Below are 22,222 nucleotides of genomic sequence, written 5' to 3' on the forward strand. Positions count from 1 at the left end.
ACGGGCACCCTGGCGGCGCCTCTCTCCAGTGCGCGGGACGGTCCGCGCGAACAGTCCGTCCGGATCGAGGTCACCGATGACAGCACCGCAGGCAACCACCGACGAGACCCCCGCGAGCCCCCCTGCCGAGGTGCTCGCCCCCGCCCCCTGGTCCCCCGCCGAGGCCGACGGCGTGCGGGTCACCGCGGTGCGCACGTTCCTCACCGGGCCGCAGGGCTGCCCGTACGTCGTCACCCGTGTGGAGACGAACCAGCCCGGGCTGTACGGGCTGGGCGACGCGAGCGACCCGCAGCGCCCGCTGGCGACCCGGGCGGTGCTCGACGAGTACCTCGGGCCGCTGCTGGTCGGCCGCGACCCCGCCGACATCGAGGACCTGCACCGCCTGCTGCTGAACAGCGGGTACTGGCGGGGCGGCTCGATCGAGCACAACGCGCTCGCGTCGGTCGACCTGGCGCTGTGGGACCTCAAGGGCAAGGTCGCCGGGCTGCCGGTGCACCAGCTCCTGGGCGGCAAGGCGCGTGCCTGGGCGGACGCCTACACGCACGTCGACGGCGCCGACGCGGCGGAGGTGGCCGAGAAGGTGCTCGCCGCCGTCGGCCAGGGCTATCGGCACGTGCGCGTGCAGGTGGCCGTACCGGGCCGGGACACGTACGGCACGGCGCCGCGCGACGCGGCGGAGGCGGCCCGGCGGCGGACCCGCACCGACCGCTGGGACACGCTGGCCTACCTACGGCACGTGCCGGCGATCCTCACGGACGTCCGCGACCGGGTGGGTCCCGACGTCGAACTGCTGCACGACGCCCACGAGCGCATGACCCCGGCAGAGGCCCGGCAGTTCGTCCGCGCGGTCGAGGACGCGCACCTGTACTTCCTGGAGGACGCACTGGCGCCCGAGGACGCCGCGCACTTCCCGGAGCTGCGCGCCGCGGGCACGACACCGCTCGCGGTCGGCGAGCTCTACCACGACCCGCGCGCGTACCTGCCGCTCCTGGCCGGGCGGTCGATCGACTTCGCCCGCATCCGCATCCCCACGCTCGGCGGGCTCACCCCGGCCCGCAAGCTGGTCGCCGCGTGCGAGATGTTCGGCGTGCGCACCGCGCCGCACGGCCCGGGTGACGTCACGCCCGTCGGCATGGCGGCCAACATGGCGCTGAACATCTCCTCCCCCGCGTTCGGCGTGCAGGAGGCCGCGACCTTCCGCGACGCGACGCTCGAGGTCTTTCCCGGCGCGCCTGTGCCCACGGACGGGCACCTGCTGGCGCCCGAGGCGCCCGGCCTGGGCGTCGACTTCGACGAGCGGGCCGCGCGCCGCTACCCGGTGGGCGCCCCGCTCGAGCACGACCGGTGGGCGCTGCTGCGCGCCACGGACGGGAGCGCGCACCGGGCGTGAGCACGCCGGTGCCGGACCGGGAGCGGCTCAGCCGATCGAGCTCAGCCGATCAGGAGCGCGTGCGGCTGCGGCGACAGGGTCTGGTCCAGCACGAGGCAGGCCGCGCCCACGGCGCCGACGTCCTCGCCGAGCTGCGTGTTGACCACCTGGATGTCGTGCATCTTCTCCACGAACGGCCAGCTCGTGATCATCGGCTCGACCACCGCGAGAAAGCGCTCGGACAGCATCGGCCAGATGGGCCCGCCGAACACGACCAGGTCGGAGTCGAGCAGCGTCGCGGCCGCCGCGACCCCCTTGCCCACCCGGCGGGCCCACCGGTCGATGATCACCTGGGCACCGCGCTCCCCCGCCGCCGCGAGGTCCGCCAGCCGGCCGAGCTGCTCCGCGACGGCCTGCGGCCCCGGAACCGGCGCGGCGTCCAGCACGCCCGCGGACACGGCCTCGTCGACGAGCGAGCGTGTGGTGCAGTTGGCGTCCAGCCCGCCCACCTCGCCGGCGTTCCCGGAGGCACCGCGCAGCACGACGTCGTCCGCCACCACGCCCATGCCGGACCCGGTGCCGAGGTAGAAGAACAGGAAGTTGCCGGAGTGGGTGGCGGCACCCGCCCAGCGCTCGGCCACCGCGGCCGCGATGACGTCCTTGTCCATGAGGACCGGCAGCCCCGTGGCCTCGACGAGCCGGTCGCGCAGCGGGACCCGGCCCCAGCCCTTGAGCTGCGGCGGGTCGACCACCGACCCGGTGGCGAAATCGACCGGGCCGGGCACCGCGAGGCCCAGGCCGAGGATCCGGTCGCGGGCCGCGCCGGAGTCCCGGATGACCGTCTCGATGGTCTCGCTCATCTCGGCGATCGTCGACTCCTGGTCGACGACGGCGGGCGTGGGCCGGTGCACGCTGTGCACCACCTGCCCCGCGAGGTCGAGCACGACGTACGTGACGACCGCCGGGTCGAGGTGGACGCCGAGCGCGTACCGGCCGCCGGGCACCACCTGCAGGACCGTGCGCGGCTTGCCGGCACGCCCACCCTTCTTGCCGGTCTCGGCGAGCAGCCCGGAGTCGAGCAGGCGGCGGCAGATGTTCGAGACGGTCTGCGCCGACAGCCCGGTCGCGCCCGCGAGCTCCACCCGGCTCAGCCCGTCCCGTGCACGGCGCACCGCGTCGAGGATGACGGACTCGTTGAAGTCGCCCATGCGCGGCAGGTTGGTCCCCCGGCGCACGGTCGCCGGGGCGGCCGACTGGTCGATCGTCACTGCGTACCTCCTGCTCGATGACCGGCCGGCGGACGGCCAGGAAGCCCGCCCCCGCACATCTTCGCACCCCGGTGCGCGTGGTGCGCCTGCTCATTGTAAATCAACGTGATGAACTCTCGACGTCATACTACCCAGCGCGAGCGTCATCAAGACGCTCGTCCACGACCGAGGTCCGCTAACGTCCTCCTACCTGGGATCTCACGTGCTCCGACCGTTCTCGTCGCCCCCCACTTCCTGGAGGACCCCATGACCATCGCCGTCTCCCCGCTGATCGTCCCGATGATCGACGACGTCATCCACCTGATGGAGCAGGGTGCGCCGCACGTCACCGTGCGGACCGCGTCCGACTACTGGGCGTACGCCACCCTGTTCTCCTCGACCTGCCACATCGCGCGCATCGACGGCGCGCTGGCCGGCACCGTGATCGCCTTCCGCAACCAGGAGGACCCCGACGAGGTGTACGTCCAGGACGTGATGGTGCACCCCGCGTACAGGCGCCAGGGTGTGATGACGGCCCTGCTGGCCGACGTGCGCGCCCAGGCGCAGAAGTGGGGGTGCCGCCGCCTGTGGCTCACCTGCGCACCCGGCAACCGGGAGGCCGACGCCGCGTGGAGGGCGCAGGGCTGGTCCAACGTTCCCGGCGACCTCCTGGTCGACGGCGTCCACGTCACCTCCGACCTCAAGGGACCGGGCACGGACCGCGCCGTCTACGAGCTGTTGCTGGCCTGATCCCGGGGGGGGTGTGAGAGGGCCCTCGCTACGCGCCCGGCGCCCTCCTACGTTGGCTCCACCGGCAGGTCGCGACGCGCGACCACCGACGTCCGCGCGAGCTCGACCCCAGGAGACTTCGTCATGACCACCATCGGCATCCTCGGTGCCGGCCAGGCGGGCAGCACGCTCGCCCGCGCCGCGATCGGAGCGGGCTACGACGTCGTGATCGCCAACTCACGAGGGCCGAGGACATTGCGGGGCCTCGTCAGCGAGCTGGGGTCCCGCGCCCGTGCCGCGTGGGCGGCGGACGCCGCCACGGCGGCCGACTTCGCGTTCATCGCCTTCCCGTACGCGCCCACCGGCACACTGCCGGTCGAACTGCCGGTCGACGAGCTCGCCGGAAAGATCGTGCTCGACAACAACAACTACATGGTCTGGCGCGACGGGAACCTGCCCGAGGTCGACTCGGGCCGTAGGACGGTCCATGAGCTGCGGCAGGAACAGCTGCCCGCCTCCAAGGTGGCCAAGGCGTTCACGCACGTCCAGTTCCACGCCCGCTCCCCGATCCGGGTCCCGAGCGACGCGCTGCCGGCGCTCGTCCGGCTGGCCAGGCCGGCAGGCGCCCCGGACCGGAAGGCGCTGGTCGTCTCGAGCGACCACCCGGAGGCCGTCGCGCTGGTCACCCGGTTCTACGACGACCTCGGGTTCGACGCCGTCGACAACAGCCCTCTGAGCGAGTCGTGGCGCAGCGCCCCCGGCACGCCGATGTGGCGTCAGGCCGTCGACGGGCAGAGCCGTGCGGAGCTCGTCCGCGACCTGCGGCGCGCGCAGCGCCCGTGACGCTCCCTTCTGGTCGGGCGCAGGGCTGGAGTTGGGGTAGTATTTCCGTCGGCCCCAAAGGGCCAAACCCGGTAGTGTCGAGCATGCTCGAAACGACCGCGGGCTGTGGCGCAGCTTGGTAGCGCACTTGACTGGGGGTCAAGGGGTCGCAGGTTCAAATCCTGTCAGCCCGACAGATCGCCCCTCACCTGTTCACGCAGGTGAGGGGCGTTTTTCGTTCCATCGAGAGCGGCGTTGGGGTGGGTTAGCGGCAGAAATGTGTGTCCCGGCTCGGGCGTGTCATGAGTGGCCGGCCCAGCCTTTGCGGGCCCGGAGCCCTTCGCCGGCGGTCGTTGTGGTGTCTGAGCCGGCAGGCCCGTCGGGTTCGTCGACGACGACGGTGGGCGCGGATGGCTGCCAGTGGGCGGGCAAGGCGCGGCTGCGCCGCGCTGGGGCCGGGACATCGCGGAAGCGTCGAGCCGTGCGTAGGCCAGCGATCGTCGCCACGATCATGCTCGCGCCGAACACAAGGCTGCGTACCCAGTCAGGCCAGGTTCCGATGTCCATCATGTCCAGATGTTAGTGCTCAGGCAGTGCCCCCGGCGGGCACCAGCCGAACACCAGAGGGGTAGGGAACCGGCCGTGGTTCCCCTGCCCCTCCGGCATCCAACGGCTTGACCGGGACCCCACGAAGACCACCTACGTTGGGAGACGAGCCACAAACCCGCGACGCACGATCTCCGAATGCGTGTGGCCAATCTGTGGCCAACGCCCTGCACGCGATGCGCGATCAGACACCCTGGAGATCCTCTCGCTCAGTCCTGACCTGCGTCAGCACCAGCGCTCGTCACGTCAGATCACCCGCTGGTTCACCCCGGATTCCGTTGTGCCGGATCGACCGGCTCAATAACGTTCGATGCCACTCGCTGATGCGACGCCGTCCCTGGGTATCCGAACCGTGCGAGGAGTTCCTGTCATGTTCGAAGGTGTCAAAGCCTGGTTCGAGGGCATGGGCGTCGGATTCCAGCTGGCGCGGGACGGCTGGACCGAGATGGTCCGGCCCACCTACAGCTTCTTCGGCGGGCAGAAGGACCGAACGATGGAGATCGTCGCCGGGTTGCGCGGCACCGGCGGCATGCTGATCTTCCTCGCCCTGTGGTACTTCAGTGCCCTGCCCCGGGACGCGGCCGAGCGCACCGTCGAGGACTGGGCCGTCCTGGGACCGCTGGAGACCATGGCCGATGGGCTGATCGCATTCCTCCTGGTGCTCGTCGTGATGTGGATCGTCTCGGTCTTCCTGCTCGTCGTAGCGCGGCCCGGGAACCGAAGGGCGGTGTACCAGTGCGCCCAGATCGCGTTCGCCCCGGTGCGCTGGATGATCATGACGCCGTTGAGAGTGCTTCTTCCGCTTCTGCTGGTCGACGCCCTCGCGGTGGCTGCCTTCGCGAGCTTCTTCCTCCCCGAGGAGTGGTGGCCGCTGAAGGTCCTGGCCGGCCTGGCACTGCTGCCGCTGGGGATAGCGGCCTGCGTGCTGCAGGGGGCGTTGATCGGTCTGCTCTTCTATATGGGCTGGATCGTGCTCTCGGGTTCCGGATCGATCGCCACCAACTACTTCCGCGCCATCGACGGGCACCCGACGATGCGCGCGCTCATCGCCATCGGCGTCTTCGGCACCTACCTTGCCTTCGGCCTCCTCGGTTTCGAGATCTTCGATCTCGGCCTCACCGAGTCCGGCGACCTCGCGGCGACCTACTTCACGTTCTCTGGCGGCGGCGAGCTCGGCTGGTACCTGTTGACCGTACCGGTGCCGCTGATCGGCGTCCTCATCGCGATCTGGGAACTACGTCGGCTGCATCACGTGCACGGCGCCACCGTGCGCTCCGAACTGACCTACTCCCAGGAGTGAACAGATCCCGCATCTGACCCGGTGACGGCTGCGGACGGCAGGTCGGCTGGCGTGCCGACCATGACCGAGACGGTGGTCCTTTGGCGACCCTGGAGTGGGCCGGCCCGACGCCGGCCCACTCCAGGGTCGCGGCAGTGCCTCAGAACCTGAGGACGATCCTCCCGCGGACACCGCCCGATTCCAGGCGGCGGTGTGCCTCGGGCGCGTCCTCGGCTGGGAGTTCGTCCGCGACCCGCAGCGTGAGTTCGCCGCTCTCGGTGAGCTCGCTGAGGTGCCGGAGCCTCGGTGCCGGGTCGGCGATGGCGTCCACCAGCACGGGAGCGAACCGGACGCGGCGGCGGGCGGACTGGGCTTGGCCGGGGTCGCTGAAGCCGAGGACAGACGCCACGACGCCACCGGACCGGACGATCTCCGCCACGTCCAGCGTCGGCATGGCGGCCAGTGCAGCGGCATCCACCTCGCCGACAGCCGCGCGGATCGCGTCGACCACGCCGTCCCCACGGGGGACGACCACGTGCGCGCCGAGGCTCTCGACAAGTGCCCGGTCGGTGTCCGCGGCGTCCGCGATCACGCGGTGGCCGGCGGCGACGGCGAGCTGCACGATGTAGCCGCCGACCGCGCCCGCAGCGCCGATCACGGCCACAGTGCCTGGCCGCTCGAGGCCCATCGCCTCGACGGTCTGGTACGCGGTCAGTCCGTTCATCGGCAAGGTGGCCGCCTGTGCGATTGAGGCACCGCGGGGTACACGCACCACCCTGTTCACGTCGGCGACGGCGAGCTCCCCGTAGGCGCCTCCGCGTGGGTCGATCGGCCACACGTGCGCCGTGACCGCCTCGCCGACGCGGAACCGGTCCGCGGCCCGCACTCCGACGGCGTCGACCACCCCCGCGGCTTCCATCCCCGGGACCCACGGGGCGTCGTGACGCAGCTGGTGCACCTCACCGCGCCGCATCAGGAGGTCGCCGTTGTTGACGGTCGCGGCCGCCACGTGGATCCGTACCTCGTCGTCGCCCACCGCGGGTTCGGGGTGGTCGAGCTCGCGCAGGACGTCCGGTCCGCCGAACGTCGTCATACCGATGGCTCTCATGCCAGTTCTTCCTCACTCAGTTCTGGGCGCACGGGAACCAGCCACGATCCGGATGGGTCGCGGCCTGGTCGGCCCGGTGCTAGGAGTTGTCGTGCAGGTGGGGTGCGGTGCCGTTCAGCGGCGTGTACCCCGGGGCGCGCATCCCGTCGAGCAGGAGCGTGATGACGCGGCGCCAGCCGTCGGGTCCGGCGTCGACGCCGAGGCAGTGGTCGGTGTCCAGGCCGGCGCGCGAGCCGATCATGACGTCCTGCCAGGTCACGTCCGCGCGCAGAGCGCCGGCCGTGTGTGCCCGGTCGGTGAGCCGGATGACGGCGTCCTGCAGGGCAGTGGTCCGCTCGGCGATCTCGGGAGTGGGCACGGTGTCGCACGCGGCGGTCACCTCGGCCACACCACGGCTGTCGCGGTGCGCACCGGCCAGCTCTGTCACGAACCGGGTCAGCCCCTCCCAGGGGTCGTCGACCCGAAGGCACTCCTGCGCGCTGTCGAGCATCTCGTCGTAGAGGCCGACCACGACGGCGTCCAGGAGCGAGTCCTTGGTGCCGAACCGGCGGTAGAGCGTGCCCACCCCGACGCCGGCGGCCGTGGCGATGTCCAGCGCCGAGACGTCGAGGCCGCGGGAGGCGATGGCCTCCCGGGCCGCGACGATCAGCTGGCGCCGGTTGCGCCGCGCGTCGGCGCGGACATCGGTGGTGACGTCCAGGTCAGGCATCCGGGTCCCAGTTCTCCAGTGCGTCCATGCGCAGGCGGGTCAGCAGTACCGAGTCGATCAGCCATCGGCCGTCGACCTTGCGGTAGGTCTCACGGTACTGCCCGTAGCCGTTGTGCCCCTCGGGGGCCTCGGGGCCGACGGGGAACGTCAGCAGGTCCTCCATCGCCCAGATGCCGGACGCCGAGTCCTCGCCCAGCATCTCGATCTCCGGCATGTGCCCGTGGTGCACCGACGGGGCGTCGCCCGTCAGGTCGCGGATGGTGTCCGCGAACTCGCGCGGTGAGCCCCACGTGATGCCGTCGGTCACCAGCGTGGCGTCCGGCGTGAACAGCGCCGCCAGCTCGTCGTGCTTCTTCTCGTCCACGAACCGGAAGTACCGCGCCTTCAGCTTCTTGATCTCCTCGACGGCTTCCAGCGCGTCCAGGCGGCGGGTGAGTTCAGCCAGGTCCTTCATGTCCATGTCTCCTCGGGTGTCTTGGCGCTGTACCGGGCGCCAGCCATTCGGACGACTGTCGTCCGCTTGTACACCCATCCTAACCGGACGAGTGTCGTCCGAATTCCCGAGGGTGACTGTGAGCCAGATGACTCAGCCCGCCGTCCCGAGAGTCATTCGGACGACTGGCGTCCGCTTATGCTTTCATAGAAGCGGACGACTAGCGTCCACATACGAGCGCCCCACCTGCCGACGCGGCAGATGCCGGCGCGCACCCTCACAACCCAAGGAGCAAGCGCGATGCGCGTCGAGATCTGGTCGGACGTGTCCTGCCCGTGGTGCTTCATCGGCAAGGCACGCTTCAAGAAGGCGCTGGCGGCGTTCCCGCACCGTGATGAGGTCGAGGTGGTCCACCGCTCCTTCGAGCTCGACCGTCATCTGACCGGGACGCATCCGACGACTGGCCCGGAGCACGCGAAGAAGTACGGCATGACGCCGCAACAGGCCCGCGCCGCCGAGGAGGACCTTGCCCGCCTCGCCCGTGCCGAGGGGCTGGACTACCTCGTCGACTTCCGCGACCACGGCAACACCTTCGACCTGCACAGACTGCTGCACCTGGCGGCCGGCCGAGGTGTCGGCGACACGCTGCTCAATGTGTTCTACGAGGGCAACTTCTCTGCCGAACGCAGCATCTACGACCCGGAGCACCAGGTGGAACTCGCCGGCCGCGCAGGGCTCGACGAGGCCGAGGTCCGCGCCGTCCTGGCGGACCCGAGCGCCTACGCCGACGAGGTGCGCGCGGACGAGGACGAGGCGGGCCGACTAGGCATCACAGGTGTGCCATTCTTCGTGGTCGATCGGAGGTACGGTCTCTCCGGCGCACAGCCGACCGCCACCTTCGCGGAGGTGCTTCGAACGGCGCGCGCCGCTGCCCGAAGCGCGCGAGCGCTCGTTCGGCGAGACCGACCGTAGCCAGCAGCGCCAGGCAGCCGAGGGCGACGAAGGCGCCGATCAGCCCGCCCTGGCCGACGTCGGTGAGGCACTCCCGGACATCATCCGAGCCCCCGGACGCCGGTGCGGCCGACCTCGAGCAGGTGCCCGTCCACCGCGACCAGCACCACGGGCATCTGCTCGTCGTCGATCCTGCCCGTGGCAACGTCCTGCCTGACCGTGGCGGCCTCGTCGCTCTCCCGCCAGAGCACCTCGCCGGTCGCCGCGTCGAGCGACACCATGCGGCGCATACCGGAATCGATCTGGATCAGGTGCAGCAGCACTGCCCGGCCGTCGGTGAAGATCTCGAGCGCCTCGTCGCCGCCTGCGGAGACGTCCCACCGCCATCGCTCCGCGCCCGTGTCGATGTCGAGCCCGCGCACGCCCGCACCCGGCGCGGTGACCACCGCCGTCCGGCCCACCTGCGCGAGGAACCGATGTTCGAGAGCCTCCGCCCCGACGTCCCAACGTGGGACGCCGTCCGCGGCGTAGGCGAGCAGGCGCTGCCCCGTCTCGTCGGATCCGAGGAACGTGTCCGGGCCGACTCCGTCCGCGGCCCTCGGACCGCGCACATGACCGGCAAGTTCGACGACGACGGTGCCGTCGTCGGCGTAGACGACGGTGCGTCCCGGACCGTTGTAGCCCAGCCACACGTAACCGCCCAGGGCAAGGCTCTCCACGTAGCCCGTCCCCTGTCGGAGCTCGGGGCTCAGCAGCACTCCGTCCGGGGTGACCGCGGCCTCGACGCCGCACCCGGACAGCTGCACGAGGTCGGAGGTCACCCGCGCACCGAACGCGTCCGGGTGAAGCTGCCCGTCGAAGGCCAGTCCGCCGCTCTGGTCCTCCCAGGAAGCGTCCATGCACTCCCAGGCCTCTGCCTCCTCGAACGGAACGGTCACGGTCCAGAGCTCCTCCCCCGTGACGGCATCCTCGGCCCGGAGCTCGACGTCGCGCCCGGCGGCGACGATCCCGCCGCACTCTCCTGTCTCCGTGCACTCCGCGTCGCCCAGGTCCACCTGTGACTCCGGCCCGATCCGCGTGGCCCGCAGGATCGTCCCGTCGGGTCCCGGCCGGGCCGGGCCGTGCCTGCGGGCATCCGAGGGAGCGAGCGTCCGCGGTGCGGAGACCGTGCCGTCGGGCAGCACGGTCACGACCTCGCGGTCCGCTGCTGCGCCGTACAGGCACACCATCATCGATACCGACCGGGCGGATGTGCCCTCGTAGGGCGAGATACCTATCGGCCCGCACGCCGGATCGTCGCCGAGCGGTACGACCCAGGCGTCCTCGCCCGTCGCGGGATCGAGCGCGATCAGATCACGGCCGGACCGGAACGCCAGGACGTCCCCCAGGACCACCGCCTCGACCCCGTCCCAGTCCTGGCCGATGCCGACGGTCCCGTCCCACACCCACTTCTCCGTCAGCGGCGCCGACACGTCCTCGACAGCGCCGCCGAAGTCGCGCATCCGCTCGATCCGCGCGGCGTCCCGCACGCCGTCCGAGGCGATACCCGTCCCGAGGACGATCGCCAGGACTGCCGCAGCCGTCAGGACGGTCCGCCACCGAGCGCCCGCCTCGCGCGGCGCGTCCGGCCCGCGGTCGGCGTCGTCCGAGGCAACGGGGGCCGCCACCTGGACCGTTCCGTCCACACCGGGAACTGCGGGCGAACGGTCCGGATCGGGCTCGTCGTGCTCGACCAGATCGAATACGAGTGCGGAGCCCTCGTCCGGATCACGCAGCATGGAGAGAGCATAGATGCGGACAAGGCACCGCAGGGGTCGAACGTCTGCAGGGGTCGAACGTCTCGATCCGCCGAATCCGCCTCGCTATCCCGTGACGGCCACCGCGTACGCCTCCAGCCTGTCCGCGAGCTCCACGGGCCGGCCCAGCGCGACGCAGTGGCTGCCGACGATCTCGTCGGGCACTATCCCCAGGCGGTCGGCAACCAGCCGGCGGAAGAAGTCCGGCGGGAAGAAGCGGTCCTCGCTGCAGAGCAGGAACCTGGTAGGCACGTCGGGCCACGCGACCAGGGGCCAGGGCGCGGCGGACGCGGCGCTCGACGGATGCGCACGTTCCTTGCTCATCGCTTCCTCCGCGATCTCCCGTGGCACGTCGTGATAGAAGCTCACGTACGGGTCCTCGCTGCCGGTCAGGCCACCGTCCCGCTCGGCCGCCTCCGCCACCGCGTTTCCGTAGCCGGTGTTCGCCCACCAGTCGTCCGGCGACTCCCCCGGCGCCGGGATCATCCCGGCCAGCAGGACCAGCGCATCCGCGCGCAGACGTTCGGCGACGAGCGGTGCGGTGAACGCACCGAACGAGTGGCCGACGACGACCAGGTCACGCTTCGAGCCGACGACCTCCACGACGACGTCCGCGTAGTCCACGAGGGTCTTCGAGTCGTCGTCGGCCGGAAGGTCGGGGGCCACGACGTCATGTCCACGCTCTCGCAGCTCGGCCTCGACCCGGTGGAAGTGCCAGCCGACGTCCCCGCCGCCGTGGATCAGTACGAAGGTGCTCATCGTGCTACCGCCTCCTTGCGCGACGTGGTGGGAGGTCCGTCCCGGAGGACTCCTCGTACGTGGTCGAGCGTCATCTCGTCCGGGTCGAGCTCGGTCAGGCACCAGGTGGTGGCAGCAAGGCTAGATCCGCGCGGCCATCGTGAAAAGCGCGGTGGCGCACCGCGAGCCCTACCTGCTCCGCCCGGACGCCCCGCGGGTTCCGCAGAATCACAGCCTTGCCTTCGCGCGGCTGACCCGGCGCTCAGACAGAAGGCGAGGCGCCGTCACCCGTCAGCGACCAGCTCGCGAGCAGGCTCAGCGCTCGCTGCGACGGGGAGCTCGCCTCGGTCGAGTAGGCGTACAGCGTCGTGTGCGGGTCGCCCGGGAGCATCAGCGTCTCGTACTCGACCGTGAGGTCGCCGACCAGCGGATGGCGCAGCCGCTTGGACCCGTGCGTGCGCTGGTTGACCCGGTGCTCGTCCCACCACCTGTCGAACTCGGCGCTGGACTTCCTCAGCTCCGCGACCAGCTCGGCCGTCGCCCGGTCCGCCGGGTCGTTCCCGGCCTCCAGCCGCAGGTTCTCCGCGGCGATGCGGGCCTGCTCCTCCCAGTCGACGAACAGCGACCGCGCGTCCTCGTCGAGGAACATCCAGCGCGCGTAGTTGCGCTGCGGGGCCGGGAACCGCTCGAAGTCGGTGAAGAGCGCCTTGCCCATCCGGTTCTGCGCGAGCACGTCGGCGCGGCGTCCCAGCACCAGCACCGGCACGTCGGCCAGTGCGTCGAGCAGCTGGTACAGGCCCGGGCGGACCCGCTGGACGGGACGCGTGCGCGGCGACGGAGGCACAGTGCCGAGGCCGATCAGGTCCGCGAGGTGGGCGCGTCCCGCCTCGTCCAGACCCAGCGCCCGGCCGATGGCGTCGACCACCGACGGCGACGGCACGATGCGCCGGCCCTGCTCCAGCCGCGCGTAGTAGTCGGTGGAGACGCCGGCCAGGAACGCGACCTCCTCGCGGCGCAGGCCCGGCACCCGGCGCACCCGGCCGTCCGCGGGCAGGCCCGCCCGCGACGCGTCGCACTGGCCGCGCGCCCGGCGCAGGAAGTCCGCCAGCTCCGTGTTCTTCTCCGACATGCCTTCATTCTGGGCACCGGTTCGCCTCGGTGCACCCGTCCTGGGTGGACCGCTGAGTCCTAGGCACGACTGGTCCAGGACGAGGGGGCCAGGACGAGGGGGGCCAGGACGAGGGGGGCCAGCTGTGCCGCCCCGCAGCGGGTTTCCCGGACGGAGTCTTGATGTGCCGGCACACCGAGCCGGGCAGCCACTCAGCAATCCCCCCGCTCAGCACACCGAGGAGACCACCATGACCTACCCCACCGACCGTCCCGCCACCTGGTTCGTCACCGGCGCCTCGCGCGGCCTCGGGCTCGAGCTCGTCCGGCAGCTGCTCGGGCGCGGCGACAACGTCGCGGCGACCACCCGCTCCACCGAGCGCCTGACCGGCGCCCTCGACGGCATCAACACGTCCCGGCTGCTCCCCCTCGCGGTCGACCTCGCCGACGAGGGCCAGGTGGCGCAGGCGGTCGCCGCCACCACGGAGCGTTTCGGCGACCTGGACGTCGTCGTGAACAACGCCGGGTACGGCTACCTCGCCGCCGTCGAGGAGGTCTCCGACGCCGACGCCCGCACGATGTTCGACGTCCAGGTCTTCGGCGTCTGGAACGTACTGCGCGCCGTGCTGCCGGGCTTCCGGGCGAGCCGCAGCGGCCACGTCATCAACGTGTCCTCGATCGTCGGGCTGGTCCCGTTCCCCGGCTGGGGCCTGTACGGCGCCGGCAAGTTCGCCCTGGAGGCGATCTCGGAGTCCCTGGCCGCGGAGGTCGCGGACCACGGCATCCGGGTGAACACCGTCGAGCCGGGCTACATGCGCACCGACTTCCTGCGTCCGGTCTCGCTCGGCCTGCCCTCGTCGACCAGCGACGCCTACCCCGCCGTCCGCGAGATGGTCGAGCAGCACCTTGACATGCCGGGGACCCAGCTCGGCGACCCCGCGAAGGCCGCCGCGGCGATCATCACCGTCGCGACCACCGGCGACGCGCCGCTGCACCAGCTGCTCGGCTCGGACTCCGTGTCGCTCGCGGACGCCCGTCTCCGGGCCCTGGCCGGCGAGTTCAAGGCGGGCCGTGAGCTCGCCGCGACCACGGACATCTCCAGCACGGACATCTCCACCACCGACCCCGCCGCGGTCTGAGCCGCCCGGTTCCGGTGGGCGCTCACCGGGCGCCCACCGGACGGGCTGTCAGACCGCGTCCGGGAGCAGGGACGTGGCCAGCCGGACGGTAGGACGGCTCATCCGGCCTCGATGGGCCGCGAGGAAGTCCCGCAGTCGCTCCTGGTCGAGCTTACCGACCTCGCGCAGCGCCGTGCCGACCGGTCTGGTGACGAGCTCGCTGGGGTCGTCCAGGAGCAGCTCGGCCAGCTTCAGCGGGTCGTCGAGGTCGCCCTGCCGGATGAGCCAGAAGGAGGCGGTGATCGCGGTTCGCCGTTCGATCGCCTTGTCGGACCGCGCGAGATCGAACAGCGGCCGGCGGGACTTGTCCAGCAGGTACCAACCGACGACTCGCGGTGCCGCCCGGTCCACGAAGTCCCAGAGATTGATGAGCTCGTGGTTGTCGAGGTAGGTCTCGTAGAGCCGCCGCCGGTCGTCGTCGCTCAGGCCGCGTCGTCGTGCCTTGAAGTCAAGGACGGAGACGCCGACCATGCGGACCTCGTACCACGAGCTGGACAGCAGCTCGGGGGCCTGCGCCAGGTCCATGCTCGTCCAGTCCTTGGCGGTGTCGAACACCTGCTTCATCCGGACGCCGATCACGTCGAGACCGCTGTCCGACGGGAGCCGCCGGCTGATCTTGTCCTGCTCGGCTGCGCTGCGCTGGTCTTCCAGCGCGGCGTAGACCTGTGCGTGAACCTGTGCGTGCGGGCCGGTCATACGGCCAGTCTCCACCGTGCCGTGGACGGTCATCAACCGTACGGACGGCTCCGGGGCCGCCGCTACCCAGCCCGACATGGCCACCCCGTACACGGACCTTGATGATGCAGCCGGTCCGCCCCTCACCCGCCTGCGCAGGTGAGGGGCGGTCCCTGAGGCGGATCCAGGGACGGCGCCGTCAGGCCTCCGCGGCACCCGTCATGATCGCCACCGCCTCGGTCATGGTGTGCGACTGCGGCGTGATCGTCGCCGCACGCCTGCCGAGCCGCTGGATGTGGATCCGGTCGGCGACCTCGAAGACCTGCGGCATGTTGTGGCTGATGATGATCACCGGCACGCCCTTGTCGCGCAGGGTCCGCACCAGCTCCAGCACCTGACCCGACTCGCGGACGCCGAGGGCCGCCGTCGGCTCGTCGAGGACGACGACCTTCGAGCCGAAGGCCGCCGCCCGCGCGACGGCGACCGCCTGGCGCTGCCCGCCGGACAGGTTCTCGACGGGAACCGTCACGTCCTGCAGCGTCGAGATGCCGAGCTCGCGCAGCTCGCGCCGGGCCCGCTCCCGCATCCCCGCGCGGTCGGTCATGCGCAGCACCGAGCCGAGGGGGCCCTTGCGCCGCACCTCGCGGCCGAGGAACAGGTTCGCGGCGACGTCGAGCGACGGGGCGACGGCGAGCGTCTGGTAGACGGTCTCGATCCCGGCCGCCCGCGCGTCCTGCGGGCGCTTGAAGTGCACCGGCCGGCCGTCGAGGAGGACCTCGCCCCGGTCGGGGACCTCGGCGCCGGTCAGGCACTTGACCAGCGTCGACTTGCCGGCGCCGTTGTCGCCGATGATCGCGAGCACCTCGCCGCGGTAGAGCTCGATGTCCACGCCGTCGAGCCCGACCACGTGGCCGAACGTCTTGACGAGCCCGCGGGCCTGGAGGACGGGCTTCCGCTCGTCCGTCGCCGGCCCGCCGGCCGCTGCGCTCGTCGTGCCGGGGGTCGCGTCCGGGGCCGTGTCGGTGTCGGTGGTGGTCACTTGCGCACCTTCCGGATCCACTGGTCGAGGGAGACCGCGACGATCACGAGGACGCCCACGGCGAGGGTCTGGTAGAGCACGTCGAGGCCGGCGAGCGACAGCCCGTTCCGGAACACCCCGACGATGAGCGCGCCGAGCAGGGTGCCCCAGACCGTGCCCCGGCCGCCGAACAGGCTCGTCCCGCCGATGACGACGGCGGTGATCGAGTCGAGGTTCATGTCGACGCCGACGTTGGGGCTCGCGGCGTTGGCCCGCCCGATCTGGATCCAGGCGGCGAGCGCGAGGATCGCCCCGGCGGCGAGATACACGCTGACCAGCACACGATTGACGCTGATACCCGACAGCCGGGCGGCGTCGCGGTCGTCGCCCACCGCGTAGACGTGCGTACCCCAGGCGGTCCGCGAGAGCACGAACGCCACCACGAGGTAGGCGGCGAGCATGAGGATCACGCCCGTGGAGACCCGCACGCCGAACACCGGGAACGTGGTTCCCGTCCAGGTCATGGCAGCGGGCATGTCGCCGCCACGCACGGTGGCCCCGTGCGAGTACAGGAGCGTGACCGCGAGGTAGATGTTGAGCGTGCCCAGCGTCGCGATGAAGGGTGGCAGCTTGAAGCGGGTCACGAGCAGGCCGTTGAGGCCGCCCGCGGCGAGTCCGGCGAGCAGCCCGAGCAGCAGCGCCACCACGGGCGATGCCCCCGCCGACGTCGTGATCTGGGCCATGACCATCGAGGCGAGGACCATCGTCGCGCCGACCGAGAGGTCGATACCCGCGGTGAGGATCACGAGCGTCTGGGCGACGGCGAGGGTTCCCACGACCGCGACCTGCTGCGTGATCAGGGACAGGTTCCCGGGCGCCCAGAACCGGTCGTTGAGGAGGCCGAAGACGATCACGGACACGATGAGCACGATCGCCGGGCTCAGCGCCGGGTAGCGGTGCAGCATGCCGCGCGCGCGTTCGAGCCGGGTGCGGCGGTCGAGGAACTCGGCGGCCGGTTCTTGAGCCGGTTGATTGGCCGGCGCGGGCAGGGTGGATGTGCTCATGGTCAGCCCCAGCAGAGGTCGGCCGCGGCTGCCGAGTCGATGGACTCGACGCCGTCGGCGGGCGTGTCCGTCACGAGCGCGACGCCGGTGTCGAAGAAGTCGAGCCCCTCGGTGGTCTCCGGCTTGGTGCCGTCCTTGGCGAGCTGGGCGATCGCCTCGACACCCAGCTCCGCCATCTTCACGGGGTACTGCTGGCTCGTGGCGCCGATCACGCCTTCCTGCACGTTGTCGATGCCCGCGCAGCCGCCGTCGACCGAGACGAGGACGACGTCCTTCTCCCGGCCCGCTGCCTCCAGCGCCTGGTACGCGCCGTACGCGGCGGGTTCGTTGATCGTGTAGACGACGTTGACGTCCGGGTTCTTGGTGAGCAGGTTCTCCATGGCGGTGCGCCCGCCGTCCTCGGCGCCCTGGCTCGCCTCGTTGCCCACGATCTCGTAGTCCCCACCGCTGTAGGTCCCGGTGGGGGCCTCGTCGCCGTTGGTGCTCGGGTCGGCGACGTCGATCCCCATGCCCTCGAGGAATCCCTGGTCGCGGTCGTAGTCGACAGAGACGACCTTGTCGTCGAAGAGGTCGAGCAGCGCGATGGTGGCCTTCTCGCCGTCCAGCTGGGCGGCCGCCCACTCGCCGATCAGCACGCCGGCCTGCCGGTTGTCGGTGGCGAAGGTGATGTCGACGGCGTCGGCGGGGTCGGGCGGCGTGTCCAGGGCGATGACGTACAGCCCCGCGTCGCGCGCCTTCTTCAGCGCGTCCACGACGGACGGGCCGTTCGGCGTGATGAGGATGCCCGCGTCGCCCCGCGCGATCGCGTTCTCGATCGCCTGGATCTGGGTCTCCTCGTCGCCGTCCGCCTTGCCGGCGGCCATGGTCAGGTCGACGCCGTGGTCGACGGCGGCCGCCTCCGCGCCGTCCTGCATCGCGACGAAGAACGGGTTGGTCGTCGTCTTGACGATCAGCGAGACGCCGACACCGTTGTCACCGCTGTCGCTGCCGCCGCACGCGGTGAGGCCGAGCGCCCCGAGCGCGAGCGCGCCGGTCAGTGCGATGCCGCGGCGCAGCGCGGGTCGGTCATTGGTCAGTGTGTTCACCGTCGAACTCCTTCGTGGGGCCGGTTGCCCGACAACGTTGTCAGGTCTATGACTAACCGAAACTCCCGGTAGGGTCAAGGCAACAACGCAAAGGAGCGACCCAGATATGACATCGGTGTCAGACGAATCCTCGCCGTCGGTACGCCAACGGCGGCCCACGATGCGCGACGTGGCGCGTGTCGCCGGCGTCGGCATCAAGACCGTCTCGCGGGTCATCAACGGCGAGCCCAACGTCTCCCCCGCGACCGCCGAGCGCGTCAACCGGGCCGCTGCGGACCTGCACTACGAGCCGGACCTGCAGGCCGGCAACCTGCGCCGGTCCGACGGCCGCTCCCGCACCCTCGGCCTCCTCGTCTCCAGCGTCGCCAACCCGTTCGCCGCGCAGGTGCACCGGGCGATCGAACGGGTGGCCACCGAGTACGGGTACGCGGTGCTCGCGGCAAGCCTGGAGGACGATCCGGCCGCGGAGCTGCGGGCGGTCACCGCGCTCGCCCGGCGCCGGGTCGACGGGTTCATCGTCACGCCGGTGCGGGACGACCAGTCGTACCTGCGGGTGCACGTCGACCGCGGGACGCCGCTGGTGTGCGTCGACCGGACGCCGCACGGTATCGAGACCGACAGCGTCGTGACGGGGAACGTCGACGGCGCACGCGACGCGGTCCGCCACCTGGTCTCGTACGGGCACCGGAGGATCGCGTTCCTCGGCGACCTCGAACGCATAGAGACGGCGCGCCTGCGCCGGGAGGGCTACCTGACGGAGCTCGCCACGGCCGGGATCGACGCCGACCCCGCCCTGATGGTGCTCGGCCTGCACGACGACGCGAGCGCCACCGCCGTCGTCCGCACGCTCCTCGCGCTCCCCGACCCGCCGACCGCGATCTTCTCGAGCCAGAACCTGATCACGATCGGCACCATCCGGGCACTGCAGCAGCTCGGCCGGGAGCAGGACATCGCCCTGGTCGGGTTCGACGACGTCGAGACGGGCGACCTCATGAAGCCCGCGGTGACGACCATCGCGCAGGACCCGGACCGCATCGGCCGCCTCGCGGCGGAGCGGCTCTTCGCGCACCTGGAGGGTGACACCAGCCCCGCGCGACAGGTGGTGGTGCCGACCCGCCTCATCGTGCGCGGCTCGGGCGAGATCCCTGGGCCTGTCCGACCCGTGCCCGCCTGACCCGTGCCCGCCTGATCAGCCGGGCAGACCTGACCGCTCGAGCGGGCCCGGCTGGAAGGTGACCGTCGGCCGGCCCGAGCCGTCGTCGTGGGTCACGCGGGCCCGGACGCCGTAGACCTCGGCGATGAGTTCGGCGGTCAGGACGTCCGCCGGCGGACCCGCGGTGACCACCCGACCCTGCCGGAGCATGACCACCGTGTCGCAGAACATCGCGGCGAGGTTGAGGTCGTGCAGGGCGACGATCGCGGTCAGGGGCAGCGCCGCCACCAGCTCGAGCAGCTCGAGCTGGTGGCGGATGTCCAGGTGGTTCGTCGGCTCGTCGAGCAGCAGCTCGCGCGGCTCCTGGGCCAGTGCCCTGGCGATGTGCGCCCGCTGGCGTTCACCGCCGGACAGGGTGTGCCAGAGATGGCCCGCCTTGGCGGTGAGCCCGACCTGCTCCAGCGCCTCGGCGACGACCCGTTCGTCCCGCGCGAGCTCGCCGCTGAGGGCTGACCGGTGCGGGGTGCGACCGAGCCGGACGACGTCGCACACCACTATGTCGACGTCCGTGTCTGCGTGCTGGGTGACGCTCGCGACGGCCCTGGCGATCTCGCGGCGGCGCAGCCGGGCGAGGTCGATGCCGTCCAGCGTGATCGTCCCGGCGTCGGGCTTCGCGATGCCCTGCAGCAGCCGCAGGAGCGAGGACTTGCCGGAGCCGTTGGGACCGAGCAGGCCGATGGTCGACCCTGGCTCGGGTCGCAGCGTGACGCCGTCGAGGACGAGCGTCCCGCCGCGCCGCCAGGAGACGTCTCGGGTCTGGAGCGTCATGCGCGTCCCCTTCTACGCAGCAGCAGGAGCACGAACACCGGGACACCCACGAGCGCGGTCCCGACACCGACCGGCAGGGGTGTGGGCGCGAAGGCGACCCGGGAGACGGCGTCGACCCAGACCATGAACACCGCGCCGAGGACGATGGTCGCCGGGATCACCCGCGCATGCCGCTGCCCGAACAGCAGCCGCGCGGCGTGCGGCAGCACGAGTCCCACGAAGCCGACGGCGCCGGCGATGCTGACCAGCGTCGCGGTGAGCAGGGCCGTGAGGACCAGCAGCAGGACCCGGGTCCGTGCCACCGCGATCCCGAGGGATGCCGCGACGTCCTCACCGAAGGCGAAGGCGTCCAGCGTGCGGGCCGAGGCGACGCAGACGACCGCGCCGATCGCGACCACCACGGTGCTCAGGACGACGTCGTCCCACCGCATCCCCTCCAGGGAGCCAAGGAGCCAGAACATCACGCCCCGGACCTCGTCGGAGTCCGCGAACGCGAACATGACCAGCGAGGTCAGCGCCGAGAAGAGCTGCGTGCTCGCCACGCCCGCGAGGATCACCCCTGACGTGCCGCCGCTCGCGAAACGCGCCAGCAGCAGCACGAGACCAAAGGCCACCAGGGCGCCGAGGAACGCGCCGCCGGACAGGCCCAGCGCCCCGCCGCCGAGGCCGAGCATCCCGAACACGACAGCCCCGGTGGAGGCGCCCGACGAGACGCCGAGCACGAACGGGTCCGCCAACGGGTTCCGCAGCAGCGACTGCAGGATCGCCCCGCACAGGCCGAGCCCGGAGCCGCAGGCCGCCGCGACGAGCGCGCGCGGCAGCCGCTCCTGCCACACGATGGCGTCCTCCGAGACCCGCACCGGGATGTCGGCGAACCCCAGGTGGTTCAACAGGATGTCCCGCACGTTCACGAGCGACACGTCGGCAGGTCCGAGCGTGACGGCGACCCCCACCGACAGGGCGAGCAGGACGATCCCGCCGAGCGACAGGCCCGCGACGGCGAGCGGCTTCGTGCTCAGGGCTGGTCCCTGTTCAGCTCGTCCTGGTTCGCGAGCCACCACGCCTGGATCTTCTCCAGACCGTCGACGAACCGGATGGACGGGTTCAGCTCCGCACCGTGCAGCGGGATGAACCGCTCCTCCTGGACTGCGTCCAGGGTGCTGGTCAGCTCGTCGCTCTCGAGGAACTCGACCTTGTCGTCGAGGCGGTCCCCGGGGAACCGGTCACGCTGCAGGTCGCCCAGCACGAGGATGTCGGGTTCCAGCTCGACCACGCTCTCCCAGCCCGTCGCGATCCAGTCGTCTTCCGCGTCGTCGAAGACGTTCGCCATCCCGGTCGTCGTCGCCAGGAGAGCCGGTGCCCCCGACCGGCCGGCGACGTACGGGGTCTTGGTGTCGGCGAACCAGAACATGACGGTCCGCCCCTCGAGGTCGACCCCCTCGGTCGCGGCCGCCGCGCGCTGCTGCAGGTCCGCGACCAGGCGCTCGCCACGGTCGGCGACGTCGAAGACCTCCGCCAGCTCCTGGATCTCCTGATACAGCGCGTCGACGGTGAGCGGCGTCGTGCGAGGGGTACCGCCGTTGACGCTCCGGCCGTTGTCGCAGTCGGTCGGCGAGAGGTACGAGCTGATACCGGTCTCCCCGAGCCGCTCGCGGGAGACCACGCCCCCCTCGGTGTTGTAGTGCCGCCCGAACGACGCCGTGACGAAATCAGGGTCCGCGCCCAGCAGCACCTCGTACGTCGGGGCGTTGTCGGCGAGCCGCGGCACGTCCTCGTTCGCCTCGGCGAGCGAGTCCAGCACGGGGTCCGTCCAGGACGCCGTGCCGACGATCCGGTCCTCGAGGCCGAGCGACAGCAGGATCTCGGTGGAGTCCTGGTCGAGGGACACCACCCGCGCGGGGGCCGACTCGACGGTGACCTCCTGGCCGCAGTTCTCCAGCGTGAGCGGGTACTCGGTGCGGCCCTCGCCGGCCGGCGCCGCCTGGGCGGGCTCCACGACCTCGGACGCCCCGCATCCGGTGAGGCCGACGAGGACGGCGGCGGCGAGCGCCGCCGAGCGTGCGCGCGTTCCAGCGCGTGTTCCAGCGCGCGTTCCAGTGGTAACCACGGGTCTCCTGAGGTCGTGCTGCGGTGCCCCGCGGTCACGGAGCGTTCGAGCGTTGTGAGGTGAGGTTAACCTAACTTTCCGCCCGGACCGCTCACGTGAGACAGGTGCGGGGCCGACATGAGGCCGGCATGAGGTCGGCGTGAGGAGCGCGAAGAGCCACACCCCGGGCAGAAGTTTGGGTCCGCGAGTACTTGTGTTCGGGTGTCCGAACTTTTAAGGT

The 22,222-nt window shown here is 71.4% G+C and carries 22 protein-coding genes and 1 tRNA gene; 8 read left to right on the plus strand and 15 right to left on the minus strand.

Annotated elements, in window-relative coordinates; all coding sequences use genetic code 11:
* Positions 1-76 precede the first annotated feature (76 nt).
* Positions 77-1,390, plus strand: coding sequence for an enolase C-terminal domain-like protein (locus ACQEVI_RS27820; RefSeq protein WP_432906351.1), 1,314 nt, complete (start codon positions 77-79; stop codon positions 1,388-1,390).
* Positions 1,391-1,431: 41 nt separating this feature from the next.
* Here ACQEVI_RS27820 and ACQEVI_RS27825 read toward each other — a convergent pair whose 3' ends face one another.
* On the minus strand, positions 1,432-2,637 hold the full coding sequence (locus ACQEVI_RS27825; RefSeq protein ID WP_432906354.1) for an ROK family protein: 1,206 nt from the start codon (positions 2,635-2,637) through the stop codon (positions 1,432-1,434).
* A gap of 246 nt (positions 2,638-2,883) precedes the next feature.
* Between ACQEVI_RS27825 and ACQEVI_RS27830 the strand changes: the two genes are divergently transcribed.
* From ACQEVI_RS27830 to ACQEVI_RS27840, 3 genes are all read left to right on the plus strand, one after another.
* Positions 2,884-3,366 carry a GNAT family N-acetyltransferase gene (locus tag ACQEVI_RS27830; RefSeq protein WP_432906357.1) on the plus strand — a complete coding sequence of 161 codons (483 nt, stop codon included), beginning with the start codon at positions 2,884-2,886 and terminating at the stop codon, positions 3,364-3,366.
* 123 nt (positions 3,367-3,489) lie between these two features.
* On the plus strand, positions 3,490-4,188 hold the full coding sequence (locus tag ACQEVI_RS27835; RefSeq protein ID WP_432906360.1) for an NADPH-dependent F420 reductase: 699 nt from the start codon (positions 3,490-3,492) through the stop codon (positions 4,186-4,188).
* 99 nt (positions 4,189-4,287) lie between these two features.
* A tRNA-Pro gene (locus ACQEVI_RS27840) sits at positions 4,288-4,361 on the plus strand.
* A 106-nt stretch (positions 4,362-4,467) separates the two neighbouring features.
* Here the strand turns inward: ACQEVI_RS27840 and ACQEVI_RS27845 are convergent.
* On the minus strand, positions 4,468-4,737 hold the full coding sequence (locus ACQEVI_RS27845) for a hypothetical protein (RefSeq protein WP_432906363.1): 270 nt from the start codon (positions 4,735-4,737) through the stop codon (positions 4,468-4,470).
* Positions 4,738-5,143: 406 nt separating this feature from the next.
* Here ACQEVI_RS27845 and ACQEVI_RS27850 point away from each other — a divergent pair, with 406 nt between their 5' ends.
* Positions 5,144-6,073 carry a hypothetical protein gene (locus ACQEVI_RS27850; RefSeq protein ID WP_432906366.1) on the plus strand — a complete coding sequence of 310 codons (930 nt, stop codon included), beginning with the start codon at positions 5,144-5,146 and terminating at the stop codon, positions 6,071-6,073.
* Positions 6,074-6,212: 139 nt separating this feature from the next.
* On the opposite strand, the gene ACQEVI_RS27855 is transcribed toward ACQEVI_RS27850, so the two are convergent.
* The 3 genes from ACQEVI_RS27855 to ACQEVI_RS27865 form a co-directional block, all read right to left on the minus strand.
* Positions 6,213-7,160 (minus strand): NADP-dependent oxidoreductase, encoded by a 948-nt coding sequence (locus tag ACQEVI_RS27855; protein ID WP_432906368.1) that lies wholly within the window; start codon positions 7,158-7,160, stop codon positions 6,213-6,215.
* 79 nt (positions 7,161-7,239) lie between these two features.
* Positions 7,240-7,869 (minus strand): TetR/AcrR family transcriptional regulator, encoded by a 630-nt coding sequence (locus ACQEVI_RS27860; protein ID WP_432906371.1) that lies wholly within the window; start codon positions 7,867-7,869, stop codon positions 7,240-7,242.
* Positions 7,862-8,323, minus strand: coding sequence for a nuclear transport factor 2 family protein (locus tag ACQEVI_RS27865; protein WP_432906374.1), 462 nt, complete (start codon positions 8,321-8,323; stop codon positions 7,862-7,864). Before ACQEVI_RS27865 ends, ACQEVI_RS27860 begins: the two co-directional genes overlap by 8 nt.
* 279 nt (positions 8,324-8,602) lie before the next feature.
* Here ACQEVI_RS27865 and ACQEVI_RS27870 point away from each other — a divergent pair, with 279 nt between their 5' ends.
* A complete protein-coding gene (locus tag ACQEVI_RS27870) occupies positions 8,603-9,274 on the plus strand; it encodes a DsbA family oxidoreductase (RefSeq protein WP_432906377.1) in 672 nt (223 codons plus the stop codon).
* A gap of 80 nt (positions 9,275-9,354) precedes the next feature.
* Here ACQEVI_RS27870 and ACQEVI_RS27875 read toward each other — a convergent pair whose 3' ends face one another.
* The 3 genes from ACQEVI_RS27875 to ACQEVI_RS27885 all read right to left on the minus strand — a co-directional run bounded on the left by ACQEVI_RS27875 (position 9,355) and on the right by ACQEVI_RS27885 (position 12,916).
* Positions 9,355-11,031, minus strand: a complete 1,677-nt coding sequence (locus ACQEVI_RS27875) for a PQQ-binding-like beta-propeller repeat protein (RefSeq protein WP_432906380.1) — start codon at positions 11,029-11,031, stop codon at positions 9,355-9,357.
* Between the two features lie 84 nt (positions 11,032-11,115).
* The gene (locus ACQEVI_RS27880; RefSeq protein WP_432906383.1) at positions 11,116-11,808 is read right to left on the minus strand and encodes an alpha/beta fold hydrolase; all 693 of its coding nucleotides are present in this window, start codon (positions 11,806-11,808) and stop codon (positions 11,116-11,118) included.
* Positions 11,809-12,049: 241 nt separating this feature from the next.
* Positions 12,050-12,916, minus strand: coding sequence for a helix-turn-helix transcriptional regulator (locus ACQEVI_RS27885; RefSeq protein WP_432906386.1), 867 nt, complete (start codon positions 12,914-12,916; stop codon positions 12,050-12,052).
* 229 nt (positions 12,917-13,145) lie between these two features.
* Here ACQEVI_RS27885 and ACQEVI_RS27890 point away from each other — a divergent pair, with 229 nt between their 5' ends.
* Positions 13,146-14,033: an SDR family NAD(P)-dependent oxidoreductase gene (locus tag ACQEVI_RS27890; protein WP_432906389.1), complete on the plus strand. Its 888-nt coding sequence runs from the start codon at positions 13,146-13,148 to the stop codon at positions 14,031-14,033.
* 48 nt (positions 14,034-14,081) lie between these two features.
* Here ACQEVI_RS27890 and ACQEVI_RS27895 read toward each other — a convergent pair whose 3' ends face one another.
* From ACQEVI_RS27895 to ACQEVI_RS27910, 4 genes are all read right to left on the minus strand, one after another.
* Positions 14,082-14,768: a DNA alkylation repair protein gene (locus tag ACQEVI_RS27895; protein ID WP_432906391.1), complete on the minus strand. Its 687-nt coding sequence runs from the start codon at positions 14,766-14,768 to the stop codon at positions 14,082-14,084.
* 178 nt (positions 14,769-14,946) lie between these two features.
* Positions 14,947-15,654 carry an ATP-binding cassette domain-containing protein gene (locus ACQEVI_RS27900; RefSeq protein ID WP_432906469.1) on the minus strand — a complete coding sequence of 236 codons (708 nt, stop codon included), beginning with the start codon at positions 15,652-15,654 and terminating at the stop codon, positions 14,947-14,949.
* A 128-nt stretch (positions 15,655-15,782) separates the two neighbouring features.
* Positions 15,783-16,829: an ABC transporter permease gene (locus ACQEVI_RS27905; RefSeq protein WP_432906394.1), complete on the minus strand. Its 1,047-nt coding sequence runs from the start codon at positions 16,827-16,829 to the stop codon at positions 15,783-15,785.
* Between the two features lie 2 nt (positions 16,830-16,831).
* A complete protein-coding gene (locus ACQEVI_RS27910; RefSeq protein ID WP_432906472.1) occupies positions 16,832-17,905 on the minus strand; it encodes a substrate-binding domain-containing protein in 1,074 nt (357 codons plus the stop codon).
* Between the two features lie 115 nt (positions 17,906-18,020).
* Between ACQEVI_RS27910 and ACQEVI_RS27915 the strand changes: the two genes are divergently transcribed.
* Positions 18,021-19,088 carry a LacI family DNA-binding transcriptional regulator gene (locus tag ACQEVI_RS27915; protein WP_432906396.1) on the plus strand — a complete coding sequence of 356 codons (1,068 nt, stop codon included), beginning with the start codon at positions 18,021-18,023 and terminating at the stop codon, positions 19,086-19,088.
* 15 nt (positions 19,089-19,103) lie between these two features.
* Here the strand turns inward: ACQEVI_RS27915 and ACQEVI_RS27920 are convergent, their stop codons facing one another.
* Genes ACQEVI_RS27920 through ACQEVI_RS27930 form a run of 3 tightly spaced genes read right to left on the minus strand, consistent with a single transcriptional unit; the run spans position 19,104 to position 22,002 of the window.
* Positions 19,104-19,895, minus strand: coding sequence for an ABC transporter ATP-binding protein (locus tag ACQEVI_RS27920; protein ID WP_432906399.1), 792 nt, complete (start codon positions 19,893-19,895; stop codon positions 19,104-19,106).
* Entirely contained in the window at positions 19,892-20,884 is a 993-nt protein-coding gene (locus tag ACQEVI_RS27925; RefSeq protein WP_432906475.1) for a FecCD family ABC transporter permease, read from the minus strand. Before ACQEVI_RS27925 ends, ACQEVI_RS27920 begins: the two co-directional genes overlap by 4 nt.
* 26 nt (positions 20,885-20,910) lie before the next feature.
* Positions 20,911-22,002 carry an ABC transporter substrate-binding protein gene (locus tag ACQEVI_RS27930; protein WP_432906402.1) on the minus strand — a complete coding sequence of 364 codons (1,092 nt, stop codon included), beginning with the start codon at positions 22,000-22,002 and terminating at the stop codon, positions 20,911-20,913.
* Between the last annotated feature and the right edge of the window lie 220 nt (positions 22,003-22,222).

The sequence above is a fragment of the Promicromonospora sp. CA-289599 genome (genome assembly GCF_050936155.1).
Classification (GTDB): domain Bacteria; phylum Actinomycetota; class Actinomycetes; order Actinomycetales; family Cellulomonadaceae; genus Promicromonospora.